17 protein-coding genes and 1 tRNA gene are annotated in these 18,497 nt (G+C 70.2%); 12 read left to right on the forward strand and 6 right to left on the reverse strand.

Annotation, left to right across the window (positions count from 1 at the left end):
• Positions 1 to 6: 6 nt before the first annotated feature.
• Positions 7 to 777, reverse strand: a complete 771-nt coding sequence (locus ACIBCK_RS18635) for a sulfite exporter TauE/SafE family protein (protein WP_399391467.1) — start codon at positions 775 to 777, stop codon at positions 7 to 9.
• Positions 778 to 861: 84 nt separating this feature from the next.
• Here ACIBCK_RS18635 and ACIBCK_RS18640 point away from each other — a divergent pair, with 84 nt between their 5' ends.
• On the forward strand, positions 862 to 1,812 hold the full coding sequence (locus ACIBCK_RS18640) for a LysR family transcriptional regulator (protein ID WP_399391469.1): 951 nt from the start codon (positions 862 to 864) through the stop codon (positions 1,810 to 1,812).
• A 319-nt stretch (positions 1,813 to 2,131) separates the two neighbouring features.
• Here ACIBCK_RS18640 and ACIBCK_RS18645 read toward each other — a convergent pair whose 3' ends face one another.
• Positions 2,132 to 3,127 (reverse strand): LacI family DNA-binding transcriptional regulator, encoded by a 996-nt coding sequence (locus ACIBCK_RS18645; protein WP_399391471.1) that lies wholly within the window; start codon positions 3,125 to 3,127, stop codon positions 2,132 to 2,134.
• 603 nt (positions 3,128 to 3,730) lie between these two features.
• On the opposite strand from ACIBCK_RS18645, the gene ACIBCK_RS18650 reads away from it, so the two are divergent.
• The 5 genes from ACIBCK_RS18650 (at position 3,731) to ACIBCK_RS18670 (ending at position 7,768) form a co-directional block, all read left to right on the forward strand.
• A complete protein-coding gene (locus tag ACIBCK_RS18650; RefSeq protein WP_399391472.1) occupies positions 3,731 to 4,594 on the forward strand; it encodes an ABC transporter permease in 864 nt (287 codons plus the stop codon).
• A gap of 76 nt (positions 4,595 to 4,670) precedes the next feature.
• Positions 4,671 to 5,699, forward strand: coding sequence for an ABC transporter substrate-binding protein (locus ACIBCK_RS18655; RefSeq protein ID WP_399391475.1), 1,029 nt, complete (start codon positions 4,671 to 4,673; stop codon positions 5,697 to 5,699).
• A gap of 38 nt (positions 5,700 to 5,737) precedes the next feature.
• The gene (locus tag ACIBCK_RS18660) at positions 5,738 to 6,559 is read left to right on the forward strand and encodes an ABC transporter ATP-binding protein (protein ID WP_399391477.1); all 822 of its coding nucleotides are present in this window, start codon (positions 5,738 to 5,740) and stop codon (positions 6,557 to 6,559) included.
• Positions 6,560 to 6,620: 61 nt separating this feature from the next.
• On the forward strand, positions 6,621 to 7,184 hold the full coding sequence (locus tag ACIBCK_RS18665; protein WP_399391479.1) for a helix-turn-helix domain-containing protein: 564 nt from the start codon (positions 6,621 to 6,623) through the stop codon (positions 7,182 to 7,184).
• A complete protein-coding gene (locus ACIBCK_RS18670) occupies positions 7,181 to 7,768 on the forward strand; it encodes a GNAT family N-acetyltransferase (RefSeq protein ID WP_399391481.1) in 588 nt (195 codons plus the stop codon). The genes ACIBCK_RS18665 and ACIBCK_RS18670 overlap by 4 nt, the downstream gene beginning before the upstream one ends.
• 8 nt (positions 7,769 to 7,776) lie before the next feature.
• Here the strand turns inward: ACIBCK_RS18670 and ACIBCK_RS18675 are convergent, their stop codons facing one another.
• Together ACIBCK_RS18675 and ACIBCK_RS18680 are read right to left on the reverse strand one after the other, a co-directional pair.
• Positions 7,777 to 8,646, reverse strand: coding sequence for a sugar phosphate isomerase/epimerase family protein (locus ACIBCK_RS18675; RefSeq protein ID WP_399391483.1), 870 nt, complete (start codon positions 8,644 to 8,646; stop codon positions 7,777 to 7,779).
• Between the two features lie 19 nt (positions 8,647 to 8,665).
• On the reverse strand, positions 8,666 to 12,190 hold the full coding sequence (locus ACIBCK_RS18680; protein ID WP_399391485.1) for a ThuA domain-containing protein: 3,525 nt from the start codon (positions 12,188 to 12,190) through the stop codon (positions 8,666 to 8,668).
• 336 nt (positions 12,191 to 12,526) lie between these two features.
• Here ACIBCK_RS18680 and ACIBCK_RS18685 point away from each other — a divergent pair, with 336 nt between their 5' ends.
• The 3 genes from ACIBCK_RS18685 to ACIBCK_RS18695 all read left to right on the forward strand — a co-directional run bounded on the left by ACIBCK_RS18685 (position 12,527) and on the right by ACIBCK_RS18695 (position 15,699).
• On the forward strand, positions 12,527 to 13,576 hold the full coding sequence (locus ACIBCK_RS18685; protein ID WP_399391487.1) for an alpha/beta fold hydrolase: 1,050 nt from the start codon (positions 12,527 to 12,529) through the stop codon (positions 13,574 to 13,576).
• Positions 13,577 to 13,675: 99 nt separating this feature from the next.
• On the forward strand, positions 13,676 to 14,056 hold the full coding sequence (locus ACIBCK_RS18690) for an MmcQ/YjbR family DNA-binding protein (protein ID WP_399391488.1): 381 nt from the start codon (positions 13,676 to 13,678) through the stop codon (positions 14,054 to 14,056).
• 308 nt (positions 14,057 to 14,364) lie between these two features.
• A complete protein-coding gene (locus ACIBCK_RS18695) occupies positions 14,365 to 15,699 on the forward strand; it encodes an MFS transporter (RefSeq protein ID WP_399391490.1) in 1,335 nt (444 codons plus the stop codon).
• Here ACIBCK_RS18695 and ACIBCK_RS18700 read toward each other — a convergent pair.
• Together ACIBCK_RS18700 and ACIBCK_RS18705 are read right to left on the reverse strand one after the other, a co-directional pair.
• Entirely contained in the window at positions 15,665 to 16,579 is a 915-nt protein-coding gene (locus ACIBCK_RS18700; protein WP_399391492.1) for a transketolase, read from the reverse strand. The two genes, ACIBCK_RS18695 and ACIBCK_RS18700, sit on opposite strands and share 35 nt — an antisense overlap.
• Positions 16,580 to 16,647: 68 nt before the next feature.
• Positions 16,648 to 17,355 carry a transketolase gene (locus tag ACIBCK_RS18705; protein ID WP_399391493.1) on the reverse strand — a complete coding sequence of 236 codons (708 nt, stop codon included), beginning with the start codon at positions 17,353 to 17,355 and terminating at the stop codon, positions 16,648 to 16,650.
• A 130-nt stretch (positions 17,356 to 17,485) separates the two neighbouring features.
• Between ACIBCK_RS18705 and ACIBCK_RS18710 the strand changes: the two genes are divergently transcribed.
• From ACIBCK_RS18710 to ACIBCK_RS18720, 3 genes are all read left to right on the forward strand, one after another.
• Positions 17,486 to 17,559: transfer RNA gene (locus tag ACIBCK_RS18710), tRNA-Pro, on the forward strand.
• Between the two features lie 286 nt (positions 17,560 to 17,845).
• Complete coding sequence (locus ACIBCK_RS18715; protein WP_399391494.1) at positions 17,846 to 18,184, forward strand: hypothetical protein; 339 nt, start codon at positions 17,846 to 17,848, stop codon at positions 18,182 to 18,184.
• A gap of 8 nt (positions 18,185 to 18,192) precedes the next feature.
• The coding region (locus tag ACIBCK_RS18720) for a transposase family protein (RefSeq protein ID WP_399391496.1) at positions 18,193 to 18,497 on the forward strand (305 nt) is incomplete at its 3' end.

Raw genomic sequence — 18,497 nt, forward strand, 5'->3', positions numbered from 1 at the left:
TCGGCCTCAACCACGCACATCGCGTACGAAATACAGGACGGTCATCGTCACGGCGGAGGTCAGGATGATGCCGCGCAGCAGTCGGTCGGAGAGGCGGCGGGCGAAGTGGGCGCCGGTGAAGCCGCCGGCCAGCGCACCGACCAGCATGGTGGCGAGGGTGAGCGGAGCGCTCAGCGCGTCCGAGGCGACGAGGAGCAGGGCGCTCGCGCTGAGATTGATGGCCGCGATCTGCGTGACCCGCATCGGATTGCCGGCCGCGGTGTCGAGGCCGAGGCCGATGCCCCACAGGGCGAACATCATGATGCCTACGGCCCCGCCGAAGTATCCCCCGTACAGAGCGAGGCAGAACTGGCCTGCCAGTACGCCCCGCGCGCCGATGCCGAGCTCGCGGCCGAGCCTGCCGCTCACCGCGCGGGACAGGCGGCGGCCGAAGGCGAGGATCACCGTGGCGAACGCGAGCAGCCACGGCACCGCGGCGTCGAACGACGCCGCGGGGAGCACGAGGAGCAGGGCGGCGCCGAGCCCGCCCCCGACCACGCTGACCGTGGTCAGCGCTTTCGTGGACGTCGCCCCGAGCGGGGCGAGTTCGCGTCGGTAGACCCACCCGCTTGCCACGGCTCCGGGCACGAGGGCGATGGTCGAGGTCGCGTTCGCCGACACGGGGGACAGGCCGACCGCGACGAGGGCGGGCAGCGCCACGAACGTGCCTCCGCCGCCGACGGAGTTCAACGCTCCGGCGGTGACACCTGCCACCAGTACGAGGAGAAGTTCTGCCACCCGCCGAGCATCGGCCCGTGGCCGGTGGGCCCACAATGCGTTATCGGTGTACCCAGCCTAAGGCTGTGCCATAGGCTCCCAAGGGTGCGCTACGACCTGGACGATCTGCGGCTCTTTCTCGACATCGTGACGGAGGGGTCGATCACGGCAGGCGCCCGCCGTATGCACCTGAGCCTTCCTTCGGCCAGCGCCAGGGTGCGCTCCCTCGAACAGCAGGCCGGTGTGGAGCTGTTGATCCGCGGGCGGAGGGGCGTACGCCCCACCCCGGCGGGGACCACGCTCGCCCGGCACGCGCGCGAGGTCCTCGCCCAGACGGTGCGGCTCGAGAGTGCCGTCGCGGGGTACAGCCGCTCTCCGGCCGCTCCGCTGACGCTGCTGGTCGGCGGTTCCGCGATGCACCGTCTTGTGCCGCGCGCCCTGATCTCGTTCCTCCGGGCGCACCCGGACGTCGACGTCACGGTGTCCGAGAGCCGTACGCCCAAGACCGTGCGGAGGCTCGCGGACGGCGAGGCGGACCTGGGCGTGGTCGTCGACGACGAGGCCCGCGACTGCGGCCTGGTGATGGAGCCGCTGGGCGACGACTCCCTCGTCGTGATCGGCCAGGCGGGCGGCATCCTCGCGGGCCGGACCGAACTGACCTACCGCGAGGCGGCGGAACACCCGCTGGTCGGCCTCTCCTCCGACTCATCGCTGGGGCGCTGGATCGAAAAGCACCTCGGCCCGCACGCCCCGGTGGCACGCCACCGGACCAGCGTTGCCCACCTCAACGCGGTCGTCGCGCTCGCGGCGGCGGGCGTCGGCCTCGCGGTGGTCCCACGCCACGCCATCGACCCGAGCAGGCCGCTCGACATCTGCGAACTACAGGACCCCTGGGCCCGAAGGCAGCACCTACTGGCATGGGGCGCCAAGACCCCCCCACCGTCCCCGTCGACAGAGGCACTCGCCGACCACTTGCGGGCGGCGGCACTGCCGGAGTCCGGGCAGGGGGAGCTGGTGGGGGGTGAGGGGGAGTGGCCTGGCCGGATGGTGATGTGAGGGTGGGGTCAATCGTCCGGGGGCGGGGCTGCGGTTACGTGCTGGGCAGGCGCGCGACGAGCGACTGGTTTGCGCCCGGCATGGGCTTGCCCTCGTACGGCTGGCGGGTCGGCAGGCGACTGGCGTGCGCATGGCCTTCGCCCGTCCAGCGTCCGGCAAGCGCATGGCCGTGGCCCGGCGGCTTCCGGCAAGTGGTCGGCCGTGCGTCCGGCTGCCGCCTGGCATGCACCGGCGTCGCCCATCATGCCCTCGGCCCGGATACTGTCGCCCCCCCCTGGGCCCAGGGGGGCCTGACCCTGGGAAGCCGAAACGCCGGACCCTACCCCGGCGAAACCGTGCTGGCCCGCAGCACAACCTCCCCCCGCACCCTCTCGACCCGCGACCTCGCCGCCCGTTCGCGCAGTGCCAGGGCCATGACGTCTCGGCCCATCTGCTTCAGGGGCAGTGCCACGGTGGTCAGGGGCGGGGTGAGTTCCCTGACCAGGGGGATGTCGTCGAAGCCCGCGAGCGATACGTCGTCCGGAACCCGGAGCCCCCGCTCGCGCAGGGCGCCCAACGCCCCCACGGCCATCACGTCCGTCACCGCGAAGACGCACGTGGGCCGCTGCCCCCGCCGCAGCAGTTCGAGCGCCGCCGCATGGCCGCCGTCACGCGTGAAGGCGCCCTCCACGATCCGCTCCGGGGGGAGGGCGACGCCGGCCTCGGCCAGTGCCGCGCGGAAGCCGGCCAGGCGGTCCGCGACCGTGGTGAGGCGTTCGGGGCCGGTGAGTACGGCGAACTCCCGGTGGCCCAGGGTCAGTAGAGCCCGCGCCAACGCCGCTGCCCCCGCCCGGTTCTCGGGCTGCACCGTGTCCACGCGGAGGCTGCGGTGCCGGCTGACCACGGCGACGCGGCCACCGTCTCGTATGTAGGGGGCGAGCTCGGACTCCAACGCCCGTTCCCACGCGGGGTCCTGGAAGCCCGAGCCGATCAGCAGGATCGCCCGCGCCCGCTGCGCCCGCAGCATCGAGACGTACGCGATCTCCCGCGCGGGAGCGCGGAACGTGCTGGCCAGCATGACGAGTAGGTCCTGTTCGGCCGCTGCGGCCATGACCCCGCTCGCGATGGCCGCGAAGTAGGGGTCGCCCACGTCGTGGCAGATGACGCCCACGGTGTTGTTCGATGAGCTGGCGAGCGCCTGCGCATGGGCGTTGGGGATGTAGCCGAGTCGATCCGCCGCTTCGAGCACCCGACGCCGCAGGTCCTCGCGCACGCGCGTCGTACCGTTCAGGGCCCGCGAAGCGGTGGCGGGGGAGACCCCGGCGGTACTGGCCACGGCGTGCAGCGTGACGTGCGACCCGCCCTCGCGTCCACGCCCGGGGGCCGCGGCCAGCTGCTCACGGGACCGCCCGGCTCCAGGCGGATCCGCCTGCTCCCGCCCGGCTCCCGGGGCATCCGCCTGCCCCCGCCCGGCTCCCGGGGCATCCGCCTGCCCCCGCCCGGCTCCCGGGGCATCCGCCTGCTCCCGCCGCCCGGCTCCCGGGGCATCCGCCTGCTCCCGCCGCCCGGCTCCCGGGGCATCCGCCTGCCCCCGCCCGGCTCCCGGGGCAACCGTCTGCCCCCGCCCGGCTCCAGGCGCAACCGCCTGCCCCCGCCCCGCTCCAGGCGCATCCGGGTGTCCCGGCCCCCCTCCGGGCGACCCCCCTCCAGGCAGCCCCCCGTACCCCCGACCCGCCCCGGATCCCTGCTCCCGCCCCAGCGCCACCGCGCCCCCTTCGTCTCGCCCCGCGAAACTTCGAGCCGACCTATTGACCCTGCGGTCAGCCAGTCATTAGCGTGGCGGTCACCTTATCAGAAAGCGCTTTCTGAAAGCGGTTTCCGGCACCATCGAAGCTCCGTACCCGCCTCCGAAGTTCGTTGACTGCCAGGGGAGTTCACCGTGAGCCAGAGCGCACTGCAGGCAACTCCCGTGAAGACCGAGGGCGTTGCCGAACGCAGCCGCCCCACCCTGCGGCAACGTACCGCCGAGGCGGCCGAGAAGAGCTGGCGGCCGCTCGTCCTGCTGCTCGTCTGCTTCGGCGCCTGGTGGCTCGTCGCCGCCACCGAGATGGTCGAGGCGTACCTCGTGCCCTCGCCCGGCGCGACCCTCGACGTGATCCTCGACAAGCCCGACTACCTCTGGCAGCACAGCTGGGTCACCACGTACGAGACCCTGCTCGGCTTCGTCATCGCCGTGGGCGTCGGGATCCTCTCCGCGGTCCTCATGGTCTATTCGACGACCGTCGAGAAGACGCTCTACCCGATCCTCCTCTTCGCCCAGGTCGTCCCGAAGATCGCCATCGCTCCGCTCTTCGTCGTCTGGCTCGGCTTCGGCATCGCCCCGAAGATCCTCATCGCCGTGCTCATCGCCTTCTTCCCCGTCGTCATCTCGATGGTGACGGGCCTGAAGGCCGTCGACCCGGAGATGCTCCAGCTCTCCGCCACCATGGGCGCACGGCCCTGGCAGACCTTCCTGAAGATCCGCTTCCCGGCGTCGCTGCCGCATCTCTTCTCCGGCCTCAAGGTGGCCGTCACGCTCGCCGTGACCGGTGCCGTCGTGGGCGAGTTCGTCGGCGCGAACGAAGGCCTCGGATACGTGATCCTCCAGGCCAACGGAAACCTCGACACCCCGATGCTCTTCGCGGGGCTGCTCGTCATGTCGCTGATCGGCGTCGTCCTCTTCGTGCTCGTCGAGATCGCCGAGCATCTGCTCCTGCCGTGGCACGCGAGCCGCAGGGACGCGGCCGCCACCACGGCGTACTGACCCACGCCCACGCCCAGCCTCCCGCAAGCCCCCTAGCCCCCAGCCATGTCCGTCGTACGCGAAGAAGGGCCGTTCCATGCACGCGCGCAGACTGCTCACCGGCCTCGTCCCCCTGAGCCTTGTCGCGGTGACCGCGACGGCCTGCGGCGGCGATGACGACAAGACGAGCACCAGCGACTCCGGCAAGAAGCTCGACAAGGTGACGCTGACGCTCAACTGGTACCCGTACGGCGAACACGCGCCGTTCTACTACGGCAAGCAGCAGAAGATCTTCGAGAAGCACGGCATCGACGTCGACATCAGGGCGGGCCAGGGATCGCAGAAGACGGTGCAGGCCACCGGCGCCGGCCAGACCGACTTCGGCTGGGCGGACACCCCGGCGGTGCTCGCGGGTGTCGACCAGGGCGTCAAGGTGAAGAGCCTGGGAGTGTTCCTGCAGACGACGCCCGCCTCGGTGCAGTTCTTCGAGGCCCAGGGCGTCAAGTCCCCCGCCGACCTCAAGGGCAAGACGATCGCGGGTACGGCGGGCGACGCGCTCACCAAGACGTTCCCGATCTTCCTCGCGAAGAACGACATGGAGCTCTCCGACGTCAAGGTCCAGAACACCGACCCGGCGGGCAAGATCGCCGCGGTGATCTCCGGAAAGACGGACGCGCTGCTCGGGTACGCGAGCGACCAGGGCCCCACCATGCAGAACAAGGCCAAGAAGGACGTCTCGTATCTGCGCTTCTCCGAGAACGGCCTCAACTTCTACTCCAACGGCCTCATCGCCGGGCCCAAGACCCTTCAGGGCAGGGGTGATCTGGCCAAGCGCATGACCGCCGCGGTCAGCGAGTCGTGGGCGGCCGCAGAGAAGAACCCGGAGCCCGCGGTCGCCTCGATGGAGGGCGCATCCGAGCAACTGCCGCCCAAGGACGTGCTGTCCGAGCAGTTCAAGACGACGCTGACCCTGCTGCACACCGATGCCACGAAGGGGAAGGCGCCGGGCGCCAACACCGAGGCGGACTGGCAGCAGACCATCGACGTCTTCGCGGAGGCGGGCATGGTCAAGAAGGCCAAGCCCGTCGCCGAGTACTGGGACGCGGCCAAGGGCATCAAGGGCTGAGGGGCGGCAGAGGAATGGCCAAGGATGCGACTCTCAAGATGAGTGACGAGCCACGCGCGACAGCGGGGGCGCCCGCGGGGGAGGCACGGCCGACCGCCGTACGCCTCGATGACGTCGCCGTTCGCTTCCGTACGAAGAAGAAGGACGTCACCGCGTTGCGGGACGTCTCGCTCAGTGTCGGCGCGGGCGAGTTCGTGGCGATCGTCGGGCCTTCGGGCTGCGGCAAGTCCACCCTCCTGAAGCTGATCGCCGGCCTCCTCGCGCCCTCCTCGGGCGACGTGCTTCTGGGTGGCGAGCAGGTGCGCGGGCCCCGCCGCGACATCGGTTACGTGTTCCAGCGGGCGGCGCTCCTCGACTGGCGCACCGCACGCCGCAACATCCTGCTCCAGGCGGAGATGCGAGGAATCCCCGGAGCCGAGGCACGCGCGCGTGCCGACGAACTGATCCGCATGACCGGACTCGGCGGCTTCGAGGACGCCTATCCGCACGAGCTGTCCGGCGGCATGCAACAACGCGTCGCGCTCTGCCGGGCGTTGCTGCACGAGCCACCGGTCCTGCTCATGGACGAGCCCTTCGGGGCGCTCGACGCGCTGACGCGCGAGCAGATGAACGTCGAGCTGAACCGGATCTGGCGCGAGACCGGAACGACGGTGCTCCTGGTGACCCACTCGATCCCCGAGGCCGTCTACCTGGCGGATCGCGTCGTCGTGATGAGCCCGCGCCCCGGCACGATCACGGAGATCATCGACGTCGGCCTTCCTGCCGAGCGTTCGTACGCGACGACGCTGGCGACAGCGGAGTTCCGCGAGGCCACCGGGCGTATCCGCGAGCTGCTGGGGGCGGTGTCCGCGCACGAGTGAGGCGTGAGCCGCGGGCGGTGCCGATTGCCCCACGTCTCATATTCGGGATAGCGTGCCGAATATGGAACACGATGGCGTCGACGACCGGCTCGCCACCCGCCTGGCCGAGCTGCGCGCGGAACACGGCTGGTCCTTGGGCGAGTTGGCGGACCGCAGCGGCGTGAGCCGCTCCACCCTGTCCCGGGCCGAACGCGCCGAGATCAGCCCCACCGCATCCCTCCTGAACCGTCTCTGCGCCGTCTACCAACGCACCATGTCGCAGCTCCTGAGCGAAGTGGAGGCCGAGCCCGCGCAGCTGGTACGCGCGGGCGAGCAGGGCGTGTGGACCGACAGCGCGTCCGGCTTCGTACGGAGGTCGGTGTCGCCACCGCACGCCGGGCTGCGCGGCGAACTCGTCGAGGGCCGCCTGGAGCCGGGCGCGGACGTGGCGTACGACAGGCCTCCCGTGCCCGGCATCGAACAGCACATCTGGGTGCTCGAAGGGGCGCTGGAGCTCACCGTGCAGGGTGAGCCGCACGTCTTGGACACCGGGGACTGTCTGCGCTTCCGGCTGTGGGGGCCGACGCGGTTCCGGTGCGTGGGGGAGCGGGCCGTGCGGTACGCCCTGGTGGTGGTCGCGCGATGAGGACCGGGCGCGCGACTGAGGCGCCGACACGCCTCTCCTCGGATCAACTTGTCGCTTCCGCGGTCGACTTGGGCGCACTGCTCGCCGACGTCGTGAAGGGCGGCTCGTCCCTCGGCTTCCTCGCACCCCTGGACAGGGCGTCCGCCGCCGACTGGTGGCGGGGCCTTGCCCCGGCCGTGGCCGACGGGCGGCTCGCCGTCTGGGCGGCGCGCGACGGCGAACGGGTCACCGGCACCATCAGCATCTGGTTCGTGGACAAGCCCAACGGCAGACACCGCGCCGAGATCCTCAAGCTGATGGTCCACAGCTCCGCGCGCGGGAGGGGCCTTGCCCGCACCCTCCTCGCCACGGCGGAACAGGCGGCGGCCGACGCGGGCGTGACCCTGATGATCCTGGACACCGAGACCGGCAGCCCCGCCGAGTCCCTCTACCGGTCCGGGGGTTGGACGGCTGCCGGGGTCATTCCGGACTACGCGACCGATCCGGCCGGGGTGCTCCACCCGACCACCCTCTTCTTCAAGAAGGTGGCCGGTTCGGGCACACCCCGGCCGGACCCGGTACTGCGGCAACGCGGCGCTCAGTAACGCACCGCTCAGTACCGCAACGCCGCCAGATACGCGTAGCTGTTCCGCGCCGTGGCGAACGGATCGGTGGGGCTGTCGTGCTCCACCAGCCACTGCTTGACGCCGCCCACGCGCGCGTGGTCGAACATCGCGGCGAAGTCCAGCGTCCCCGAGCCGACGTCGGCGAAGCCGCCGTCCGGAGCCATGTCCTTCACATGGAGCGCGGGGAAGCGCCGCCGGTGCCGAACGAAGTACGTCGCCGGATCCGCGCCGCCCTTCGCCGCCCAGTACACGTCCAGTTCGAAGCCGACCAGATGCGGGTCGGTCTCGGTGACGAGGATGTCGTACAGGCTCGTGCCGTCCACCACCACATGGTCCGTGCCGTGGTTGTGGAACAGCACCGGGCCGAGCCCCGCGTCGCGCGACGCCTGCCCGATGCGGTTGAACTGCCGTGCCGCTTCCCGGAATCCGTCCGGCGTGTGCAGCGCGCCCGGCAGACTCGGCACCACCGGCCACTTCGCGCCGAGGGTGTGCAGATCGTCCAGAGCCTGGGGAAGCCCGCTGCCCTTGAGCGTGTCGTACGCGACGTGTTCGAGGACCGCCTTCAGGTCCACCGCGTCGAGCATCCGCCGGATGTCGGCCGCGCTGTTCCCGTGCCGGCCGCTCACGCCCACCGTCGCGTAACCGATGTCGGCGAGCTGCTCCAGCGTGCCCGCGAAGTCCCGGGCGAGGACATCACGCATCGTGTAGAGATGCATGCCAATGCCCCCGCGAGGGATGCGTCGGCACCGTGACGCGTCAACCGCGCGCGCGGGCAGTGCGGTACCGACCCCTGCCGCAAGACCCAACGACGTACCGAGAAAGGCACGTCTGGTCCCGTTGAGACCGTTTCTCCTCATGGCTGTCATGGTCGCCCCCTCACTTCGCCGTGATCCGGACCGCGCCGGTCGTCGTGTCGCCCTTGTCGTCGGTCACCGTCAGATGCGCCGTGTACGAGCCCTTGCGCGCGTAACTGTGCTCGGCGCTGCCGGTCTCCGTCCCCGAAGGCTTGGCGTTGTCGCCGAAGTCCCAGTGGTACGAGGCCGCGGTGCGGCCCTCGGGGAGCTGCACCGTGCTCGTGAGCTTCACGGCGAGAGGCGCGGTGCCGTCGGCCGGAGCCGCCTTGACCGTGACCTTCGCGCCGGTCCTCTTCTCCACTCCGGGGCCGTTGAAGTGCAGCCAGTCGACCGTCAGGAGGTCGGCCTTCTCCGGCGACCACTCGGGGTTGGTGAAGACGGCGTACAGCTTCGTCGTGCCGTCGTGGCCGGCCAGCTCGGTGGTCGGCGAGATGAAGTTGCCCCAGCCGCCCGTGTTCGGCACGCTCACCTTGCCCAGCAGCTTGCCCGTGGGAGATCCGGCGCGGAACTCGATGTCACCGCCGAGCCCCGCCGAAGCCGCGCCCACCGTGACGGAGTCGACGCCCTTGAGGTTCACCGGGTCGAAGGACACCCAGTCGCCGTTCTCGATCTCGATGAGCCGCTTGCCGCCGGAGGCGTCCGCGCGATCCCCGATGTCCACCCCGCCGTGCGCGCCACCGGTCGCGGTCCGGTGCTCGGCCTCGCGGTAGGAGGTCCGCAGCGTCAGCGAGGAGGAACCTGTCAGCGCGGGCACGCCGGACGCGCCCTTGTCCTCGTACTGGGCCGTGATCCCGTAGTAGAGATTCTGGCCGGGACCGTGGCTGTCGCCCGCGTCCGTCACGATCTCGCCCGCGCAGCCGGTGTAGTTGTCCAACGGATGCAGATGGGTGTCGTGCCCGAGCTGGGACTGGACGACGACCCGCTTGCAGTCGATCTTCCCGTCCTCCTTGTCGGTCACCTTGATCTTGAACGGAATCGTGTCGCCGAAGCTGAACGTCCCGCCGTTGGGCGGTTGTTGGATGGTGACCACCGGCCGGGTGTTCCCGACGGTGACCTCCTGGACGGCGAGACCGCTCAGCTCGTCAGGGCCCGTGACCTTCAGCCGCGCGCTGAACTGCCCCTTCTCGGTGTACGTGTGCGTCGGGTTGGCCTCGGTCGAGTCGGTCGTGCCGTTGCCGTCGAAGTCCCACGCGTACGTGACGGGTTTGTCGTCCGGCAGCCCCGAACCCTCGCTGGAGAACTTCACCTCCAGGGGCGCGGCGCCGTTGTCCGGGGTGGCCGTGACGCGGGCGTCCGGCAGCCGGCCGTCCGCCACGTAGTCGATGCGGTAGATGCCCGCGCCTTCGTTGCCGCCGCCACGGCCCGTGCCGCTGCCGAGCCCGAAGTCGATGACGTACATCGCCCCGTCAGGGCCGAAGTCGGCGTCGAAGGGCTGGTTCCATTTCATGTCCGGGAAAATGGAGTTGATCGAGTTCAGATCGCCCGCCTCGGCCGGCTCGAAGCGCGGATCGGTGAACGTCTGGTCCTTCTCCTGCATGGAGAAGACCTTGAACCACTGCCTGGTCAGCTCGTAGTTGAACCACTTCCCCTCGAAGTACTCGGGGAACTTCGTCTTGTACGTGTTGTCGGCGTCGTAGTCGTAGACGGGACCGCTCATCGGGCCGCCGCCACCCGTGCCGAGTTCGGGGAACTGCTCGGAGGCGGAGTAGGCGTACCAGACGTCCGCGGCCTGGGCCGGCGGCAGATCACGCAGACCCGTGTTGTTCGGCGAGTCGTTCACGATCTTCGCGCAGTCGAATTTCGCGCCGGACTTCTTGGTCGCGAAGTCGTAGTCGTTGAACGGGGTGTTGTTGCCGATGCAGTAGGGCCAGCCGTAATTGCCCGCCTTGGTGATGCGGTTGTACTCAACGGTCCCCTCGGGGCCGCGATCCGCGACGGCACCCTTCGCGTCGGGCCCGTAGTCCGCCATCAACAGGGCGCCGCTCAACGGGTCCGTGGTGATGCGGAAGGGGTTGCGCATGCCCATCGCGTAGATCTCGGAACGGGTCTTGTCGGTCCCCGGCGCGAAGAGATTCCCCTCCGGCACGGAATAGGTCCCATCGTCCTTCGGCGAGATGCGCAGGACCTTGCCGCGCAGGTCGTTCGTATTGCCGGAGGTGCCCTGTGCGTCCCAGGCGCGGCGGCCTTCACGCTCGTCGATCGGGGCGAATCCGTCCGACGCGAACGGGTCGGTGTTGTCACCCGTCGCGATGTACAGGTCGCCCTTCTTGTCGAAGGCGATGGAGCCCGCCATGTGCGAGTTCGCCCGGCCTTCGCCACGGAAGGTGGGAATGGTCAGGATGCGTTTCTCCGTGGCCGGATCGACCTTCCCGCCCGCTTCGGTGAAGCGGGAGAGGTTGATGCGTTTCTCGGTCTTGTCGGAGTTCAGGAGATAGACCCAGTGGTTGTCCTGGAACTTCGGGTCGAGCGCGAGGCCGAGCAGCCCGTCCGACTGGCTCGTCATCTCGGGGGTGTAGTCGAAGTCGAGCGCCGTGGAGACCTTCAGCGTCTCCTGGTCGATGATCTTCAGCTTCCCGGTGCGCTGGACGAAGAACACCCGGCGGTCCGGGGCGACGGCGAGCTCGAAGGGGTCGGCCAGGTCGTTCGTGGCGAGCGGCGTGCGCTGGAAGGCGCCGGTCTTGGTGGCGGTGCAGTCGCCCGGCTTGTTGCCCGCGGCCCACTCGATGCCGCCCAGCAGGTGCTTCAGGAAGCCCTCTTCCTGGAAGGCCGACTTCGCGTGCCCGCCCGCCGTGTACCAGGAGCGCCCGCCGTCATAGTTCTGGCACCAGGACCACGGCTGGTCGACGCCCTCGTCAAGGCCGTTCACACCGTCGCGCACCTTCACCTGCGCGAGCGTGTGCACCTTCCCGGTCGGATTGGCGCGCCAGTTGTACCACTCCTCCGTGCGCTCCCAGAGCTCCGGGAGGCCCTTGGTGGAGGGGTGCGCGTGGTCGAGCACCTTGATCCGCCCGGTCTGCACCTCGGGGTGCTTGTCGAAGATCGCGCCGACCAGACCCTCGTACCAGCTCCAGTCCCGCTCACTGGCCGACGCCGCGTGCAGACCGACCCAGCCGCCGCCCGCGCGGACGTACTTCTGGAAGGCCGCGCGCTGCGCGGCGTCGAGCAGGTCACCCTTCTCCGGGGTGGAGTTGGTGTTGTTGAAGACGATGGCCTGGAAGCGGGCGAGATTGGTGTCGGTGAAGGCGGCCGCGTCGTCGGTGGCCTCCACTTCGAAGCCGTTCTCGGTTCCGAGCTTCTTGATGGCCTCGACGCCCGCGGGGATCGAGTCGTGGGGGAAGTTCGTGACCTTGGAGAAGACCAGGACACGGAAGGGGGCCGCCGCCGGCTTCGGATCCGCCTGCGCGGTCGCGCGGTGCGGCGTGGTGAGGCCGAGGCCGATGACGAGGGCCAACAGGGCGATGAGCGCGAGCCAGGGGCTCGGCGTGGTGGGGCCCGGTCTCGACAGGGCGGGGCCGCGTCTGGGCGCGGTGGGACTCGTGGAACTCATGGCGCTCCCTGGGCTGGGCGGGTGGACGGCTGCCGGTAGCCGGGTGTGCGGTGAGTGCGAGTTGCGCGGGTGCGCTGGTGTGTGTGGAGCCTGGCTTGGAAGACGGGTTAGAAAGCGCTTTCCCGTGCGCGTTGTTCAGCGTAGGTTCCCCTCTGACGGGGGGTCAATGGGTCGGAAGGGCCTGGCGTGAGAAGGGAGTCACGGAGAGGCACTGGTATGAGGACGCGTGTGCGGGGGAGGGTTTCAGGAGCAGGGAAGCCAGCCCTGCAGAAGCCGACCAGATCCCGTCCCAGATCAAGAGCCCGTCCCAGATGTCGTACAGGGGAGCCTTCCGCAATGCCTGACCACGCCTCGACGCCCGCCCCCGCCGCGTACACCGCCGGACTCGTGAACGCGGCGGACGGCGTCCCCGTCGCCACGTACACCTGGCTGCCCGACGGTGGCAGGCCCCGCGCCTTCGTGCAGATCGCGCACGGCGCCGGTGAACACGCCCTGCGCTACGACCGGTTCGCGCGCCATCTGACGGCACACGGCTACGGGGTGATCGCGTCCGACCACCGGGGGCATGGCGCGACGGCGCAGGCGACGGGTGGATATGGGGTGACGGGGTCGTCCTCCGACGTGGACGCGTCCGAGGCGGGGGCTTCCGAGTCTGAGGCTGCCGGGGCGGTGGATTCCGAGCCGGGGGCTTCCGGTGCGGGGGCTTTTGACAGCTGGCGCGCCATCGTCGACGACCTCAAGGCGATCGGCGACCAGGTACGCACGCTGCATCCAGGAACCCCGCTCTTCCTGCTCGGCCACAGCATGGGCTCGCACCTGGCCAGGGACTACGCGCAGGAGTATCCGGACGGCCTCGCGGGCCTGATCCTCTCCGGCACCTTCCGCTCCCTGCCCGGCGTCGGGATCGACGAGTCGATCGCCCGCCTGGAGCGCGAGATCGCGGAGCACGGCCGCGAGTCGCTCTCGTCGTACCTCCCCGAACTCTTCGCGGCCTTCAACGATCCGTACCCGCACCGCACCGGTTTCGAGTGGCTCTCCCGCGACGAGGCCGAGGTCGACGTGTACGTCGCCGACGAGCGCTGCGGCTTCCCCTTCTCCGCCGGACTCTGCCTGGACTGGGTGCGTGCGGTGCGCAAGATGAACGACCCGCGGAACCTCGCCCGGGTCCCGGCCGACCTGCCCGTCCATATCGCCGTCGGCACCGAGGACCCCTGCAACCAGGGCATGACGCTGGTGCACGAACTCGTGGAGGACTACCGGTACGTGGGCCTGGACGACCTCACCTGGAGGGGGTACGAGGGGGCGCGGCACGAGATCCTCAACGAGACCAACAGGGACGAGGTGCAGGAGGACCTGAGGTCCTGGCTGGACAAGCACGTGCTGTGAGGTGGGCCGGGCGTGGCCGGCGGGGCGGCGGGGACCATGGGCTCTGGCCGGTGGGTCGGTCGAGGCGCCGCTGTCAGTGGCGTTGGCTACGGTTCAGACATGTCTCGAGCTCATGCCAAGGCCCAGGTCACGGGTGACGACGTCCGGAGTATCGCACTGGCCCTGCCGGACACGACGGAGAAGATCGCCTGGAGCATGCCCACCTTCCGGGTGGCAGGGAAGATGTTCGCCACGCTCCCCGAGGACGAGACCTCCATCGCCGTGCGGTGCCCGAAGGAGGAGCGCGACGAGTTGGTCCTCGCGGAGCCCGACAAGTTCTGGATCGCCGACCACGAGGCGATGTTCGCCTGGGTGCGGGCACGGCTCTCGGCAGTCGACAAGGACGAACTGACCGACATCCTCGCGGACTCCTGGCGCCAGGCCGCCCCCACCCGACTCCTGGACGCGTACCCGGAATTGGGCCTCCCGCCCACGAGCTGAAACTCAACGGCCTCTGTCAGTGCCCCGTGGCATGATCCGGGCAGGGGTGGAGAGCGAGGGGCTCGTGGGGACGAGGGGGCCTTCGCTGTCGACCGGGGAGGGCAGTCGTCAGGGAGGGGACAGTGGTGCAGTCAGGGGGCGGGGCTTCGGGGGCCGGAGACGGGGAGGACGGGGTCGCCGAACGCGGGTGCGGCGAGGGTGGGTGCGACGAGGGGCTCCCTGTGGAGGGGCGGGGTAAGGGGATCAGGTCCGCTCACGAGGCCGAGCAGCGCAGAGGCATCCGATTCACGCGCGGGGGCCGGCAGCCCGTGGGGACGTCCACGGACCGCCACAGCATCTGGTCGCGGGACTTCGGGTTCTTCTTCGGCGCGCGGACCATCGCCAAGCTCGGCGACACAATGCTTCCCGTGGCGCTCGCCGCGGGGCTGCTCCAGCACGGGCACGGCGCGGGCGCCGTCGGTCTCGCGATGGCCGCCACGACGGTCTGTTTCGCGGGCCTGGTGATCTTCGGCGGGGTCTTCGCCGACCGGTTCAGCACCCGCCTGCTGATGATCGGCGCGGACGTGGTCCGCCTAGGCACGCAGTCGGTCGCGGCGGTCCTTTTCTTCGCCGGCCACGTCGTCCTCTGGCAGATCTGCGTGATCGGCGCGGTCAACGGCGCAGCGGGCGCGCTCTTCCAGCCCGGCGTCGCCAGCACGGTCCCGCGCCTGGCGCCCGACGTCCAGAAGGCCAACGGCGCGATACGCGTGGCCGAGTCGGCCGCGGCCCTGGCCGGTCCGGCCGTCGCGGGCGTCCTCGTGGCCTTCGCCTCGGCTGGTTCCGTCTTCGCGGCGCACGCGGCGACGTACGGACTGAGCGCCCTGTGTCTGCTCCTGCTCCGTCTGCCGCCCGCGCTCCCCGGCTCGCTCCCGCACAGCAGCGGTTTCCGTGCCGATCTGGTGCAGGGCTGGCGGGAGTTCAGGTCCCGCACCTGGCTCTGGGGCGTCATCGCGATCTTCAGCGTACTGATGATCACGACCACGGGTCCGCTGACACCACTCGTCGCCACGCTTGTCGTCCAGAAGCACGGGTCGGGGGCGTACGGCCTGGTGAACTCCGCCCTGGGCGCCGGCACCGTGCTCGGCGGCCTCGTCGCCCTGCGGTTGCGCCCTCGCCGGATGCTCCGCGCCGGTTCCGTGGCCCTGATCGGATACTGCGCGTTCCCGGCGGCCGTCGGCGCGCAGCTCGGCGTCCCGTTGATGGCCGCGGGCGCCGCGGTGGCGGGGGCGGGGCTCTCCTTCTGGGGAGTCATGTGGGCGACGAGCGTCCAGACCCAGGTACCGCCCGACGTCCTCAACCGCATACACGCCTACGACGTCGCGGGATCGATCGCCCTGCTGCCGGTCGGGCAGGCGCTCGCGGGCCCCGCCGCGAGTGCCTTCGGCGCGGAGCAGGTACTGATCACGGGCGCCGTGACCACGGTCTTCGTCTGCCTGGCCCTGCTGTCGGTCCCCGCGATAAGCGGGTTGGTGCGGGTGGACGGAAGGGTGCCGGTCCAGGGCGGGGGAGCCCGTCCCGGACGGCCGGATCGAAAGGCGGCTGATCGAAAGGCGGCTGATCGAAAGGCGGCTATACGAGAGCCCGCGCCCCCAAGAACCCGGTGACCCGCTCCCGCAGCGACCGGACGTCGAGCCCGTGCGCCGCCATGTGCTCGTCGACCTGCCCGTAGCGGCGCAGCTCGGCACGCCCCACGCCCAGCCCGAGCACCCGGTGCGGCACGTCGCCGAGCGCGTCGTTCGCGGCGGCGGTGGAGGTCCCGGCCAGGTAGGGCTCGACGACCACGACATCGGCAACGGCTCCTGCCCCCGTCGCGCGACGCAGTGCCTCCGCGTCGAAGGGCCGCACGGTGGTCGCGTACAGGACGGTGAGATCGAGGCCATCGGTCGCGGCAAGGACGTGGTCCAGCATCGGCCCGACGGCGACAACCACCCCACCACGGCCTTCGCGCACGGTGCGGAAGCGAGCCCCGTCGACCGGCATAGCCCGAGCATTCGACTGCACGGAGAGCCGGACGTACACCTTGTCGTCGCCCCCGGCGACCGCGTGCCGAAGCAGCGTCTCGGCCTCGTCAGGGTGCCCCGGCACGTGAACGGTCCACCCGTCCAGGGTGTCGAGGAGCGCCACATCGCCCGGCGCCATGTGCGTGTAGCCGCCGGCGGGCCAGTCGAAGGAGGCGGCGGCGCTCACCAGCACGCCGCCCACGCCTTGATGTCCGAAGTCCAGCTTCACCTGCTCGAACGGCCGCTCCACGAGGAAGCTCGCGAAGGTGTGCATGACGGGCCGCAGCCCGGCCAGCGCGAGCCCGGCCCCGGCCCCGACGAGCAACTGCTCCCGGATCCCCACATCGATCACCCGCTCCGGGTGCTTGCGCTGAGCCCCCGCAAACCCGTCCGCACCGATCACGGCGAGGACGACGGCGACACGCGGATCCTCGTCGAGCAGGCGCGAGAGGGTGGGGGCGAAACGATCACGCATGGTGTCCATGAAAAAACACTCCAAATCAGGCAGGCGGAGGAACGGAACAGGAGGAGGCCCGTCTTGCGGCGCGACGCCTACGGGCCCTTCGGCTCGACCCGGGCGATGACGACGCGCGGCTGCCCGGGATGCGGGGCGGTGAACGCCGCGTACAGGGCGTCGTGATCACGCCCGTCCACGGTCTCGGCGGACCACCCGGCGGCCTCGAAGCGCGCGGCGATACCGCCGGGCCTCGCGTGCCGGGCGGAGGCGTTGTCGATCACGACGGTGTGCAGCTGCTCAAGACCGGCGGGCCCGGCGAAGGCGATGGCCTCGTGGTTGCTGCCCTCGTCCAGCTCCGCGTCCCCGACGAGCACCCACACCCGGGCGTCCACGATCCCTCTCGCCCCGAGCCCGAGCGCCGTCCCGACGGCGATCGGCAGCCCATGCCCGAGAGACCCGCTCCCGATCTCGACCCCCGGTACGAGCACCCGGTCGGGATGATGCCCCAGCGGAGAGTCATACGCCCCGAACCCCTCGAGCCACTCCACGGGCACGAAACCCTTGGCGGCGAGGACGGCGTAGTACGCCATGGGCCCGTGCCCCTTGGAGAGCAGGAACCGGTCGCGCCCGGGGTCGTCCACCTGCCCGGGTGTGACCCTGAGCACCTGGTCGTAGAGGACCCAGAGCGCGTCGAGGGTGGACGTGGCGGCGGGCCCGTGCTTCTCGTCCCCCGTCATCCGCCCCATGAGGCGGGAGAGGTCCGCGTATCCGTATCCATGCGCGCGTTCCGTTGTCGTCGTCATGCCACAGAGCGTGCAACCTCAAGTCCGCTTGAGGTCAAGCGTGAGGGAAAGGCGTGAGCGATCACGCCTCGGAGTGCGGTATTGTTTCGGTGCACGTTCGGCCAGGGGAAACCCCAGGTCACACGGGCACCGGGACGTGGCGCAGCTTGGTAGCGCACTTGACTGGGGGTCAAGGGGTCGCAGGTTCAAATCCTGTCGTCCCGACTAGTTCGAACTATCGAACGTCGCAGGTGAAGGGCCGTTTTCGAACGGCCCTTTTTCTGTTGTCCGACCACTCCCGCGTGCTCCGTTGCCCGATTGCTCCCGCTGCGGAAAGCGGACTGTTGCTGGGGCCGGCTCGCTGTTCGCCGTTGCTTCTGCCGGAGCTGTGGGGCTAAGGGGTGTCCCGTAAACGGCTGGCTCGACGAGCTGGCGAGGTGGTTGCCCGGGCGCCTGTGGCCTCGGCCATTACCCTTCGATCAGGGCCTGACGGATGTGGCAACCTGCCGTCATGCCAGCAGAGTTGCGAGAACACGCAGGCCGCCACTACGCCATCCTGTTCCACTACGCCCTGGCAGACGACGCTTGGGCCGTGGAGCTGAGCGAGGCAGTTCCTGCGCCAGCGCGGACCGGGATTCCCAACGCCGCGACCCACCTGCCGGGAGCTGCGTTCGTCGTGGCTTTCGTTCCCGACGAGGACCCGAGCCTGGAACCGACCGTCCACATCCACAGCCACGACGAGCACGTCATCCCTTACGAGATCATGCGCTGGTTCATGGAAGAGGTCGCTGGCCAGGTGGAACGCTGCCGGGCCGCGATGGCCAAAGGAGCTCTCGACACCGTGGAATGATCACGGCCGTGGCTGGTGTGATCACGGCGTCTGAGCCGTCCTGGATAGCCCCGTTCACCGGGCTGAGTCCACGCGCCTTCGGGAAGCTGGTGACGGTTCTGCGGCGCGCGGGAGCGGACGCGGTCCGCAAGGGCCGGCCGTGGAGCCTTCCGCTGGAGGACCGGGCCCTGCTGGTCGCAACGTACTGGCGAACCAACCTGACGATGCGGCAACTTGCTCCGCTGTTCGGCGTGTCCAAGTCGGCGGCGGGCCGCATCATCGACCACCTCGGGCCCATGCTCGCGCTCCAGCCCCGCGAGCGGTTCGCCAAGGA

Source organism: Streptomyces sp. NPDC051218, from assembly GCF_044455475.1.
Taxonomy (GTDB): Bacteria; Actinomycetota; Actinomycetes; order Streptomycetales; family Streptomycetaceae; genus Streptomyces.

Bases quoted from the DNA above. Each gene is read 5' to 3' on its own strand.
- ACIBCK_RS18690 (WP_399391488.1), top strand. From the start codon at position 13,676: ATGTCTCGAGCTCATGCCAAGGCCCAGGTCACGGGTGACGACGTCCGG.
- ACIBCK_RS18715 (WP_399391494.1), top strand. From the start codon at position 17,846: ATGCCAGCAGAGTTGCGAGAACACGCAGGCCGCCACTACGCCATCCTG.
- ACIBCK_RS18660 (WP_399391477.1), top strand. From the start codon at position 5,738: ATGAGTGACGAGCCACGCGCGACAGCGGGGGCGCCCGCGGGGGAGGCA.
- ACIBCK_RS18705 (WP_399391493.1), bottom strand. From the start codon at position 17,355: ATGACGACGACAACGGAACGCGCGCATGGATACGGATACGCGGACCTC.
- ACIBCK_RS18675 (WP_399391483.1), bottom strand. From the start codon at position 8,646: ATGAGGAGAAACGGTCTCAACGGGACCAGACGTGCCTTTCTCGGTACG.
- ACIBCK_RS18670 (WP_399391481.1), top strand. From the start codon at position 7,181: ATGAGGACCGGGCGCGCGACTGAGGCGCCGACACGCCTCTCCTCGGAT.
- ACIBCK_RS18700 (WP_399391492.1), bottom strand. From the start codon at position 16,579: ATGGACACCATGCGTGATCGTTTCGCCCCCACCCTCTCGCGCCTGCTC.
- ACIBCK_RS18680 (WP_399391485.1), bottom strand. From the start codon at position 12,190: ATGAGTTCCACGAGTCCCACCGCGCCCAGACGCGGCCCCGCCCTGTCG.
- ACIBCK_RS18655 (WP_399391475.1), top strand. From the start codon at position 4,671: ATGCACGCGCGCAGACTGCTCACCGGCCTCGTCCCCCTGAGCCTTGTC.
- ACIBCK_RS18685 (WP_399391487.1), top strand. From the start codon at position 12,527: ATGCCTGACCACGCCTCGACGCCCGCCCCCGCCGCGTACACCGCCGGA.
- ACIBCK_RS18665 (WP_399391479.1), top strand. From the start codon at position 6,621: ATGGAACACGATGGCGTCGACGACCGGCTCGCCACCCGCCTGGCCGAG.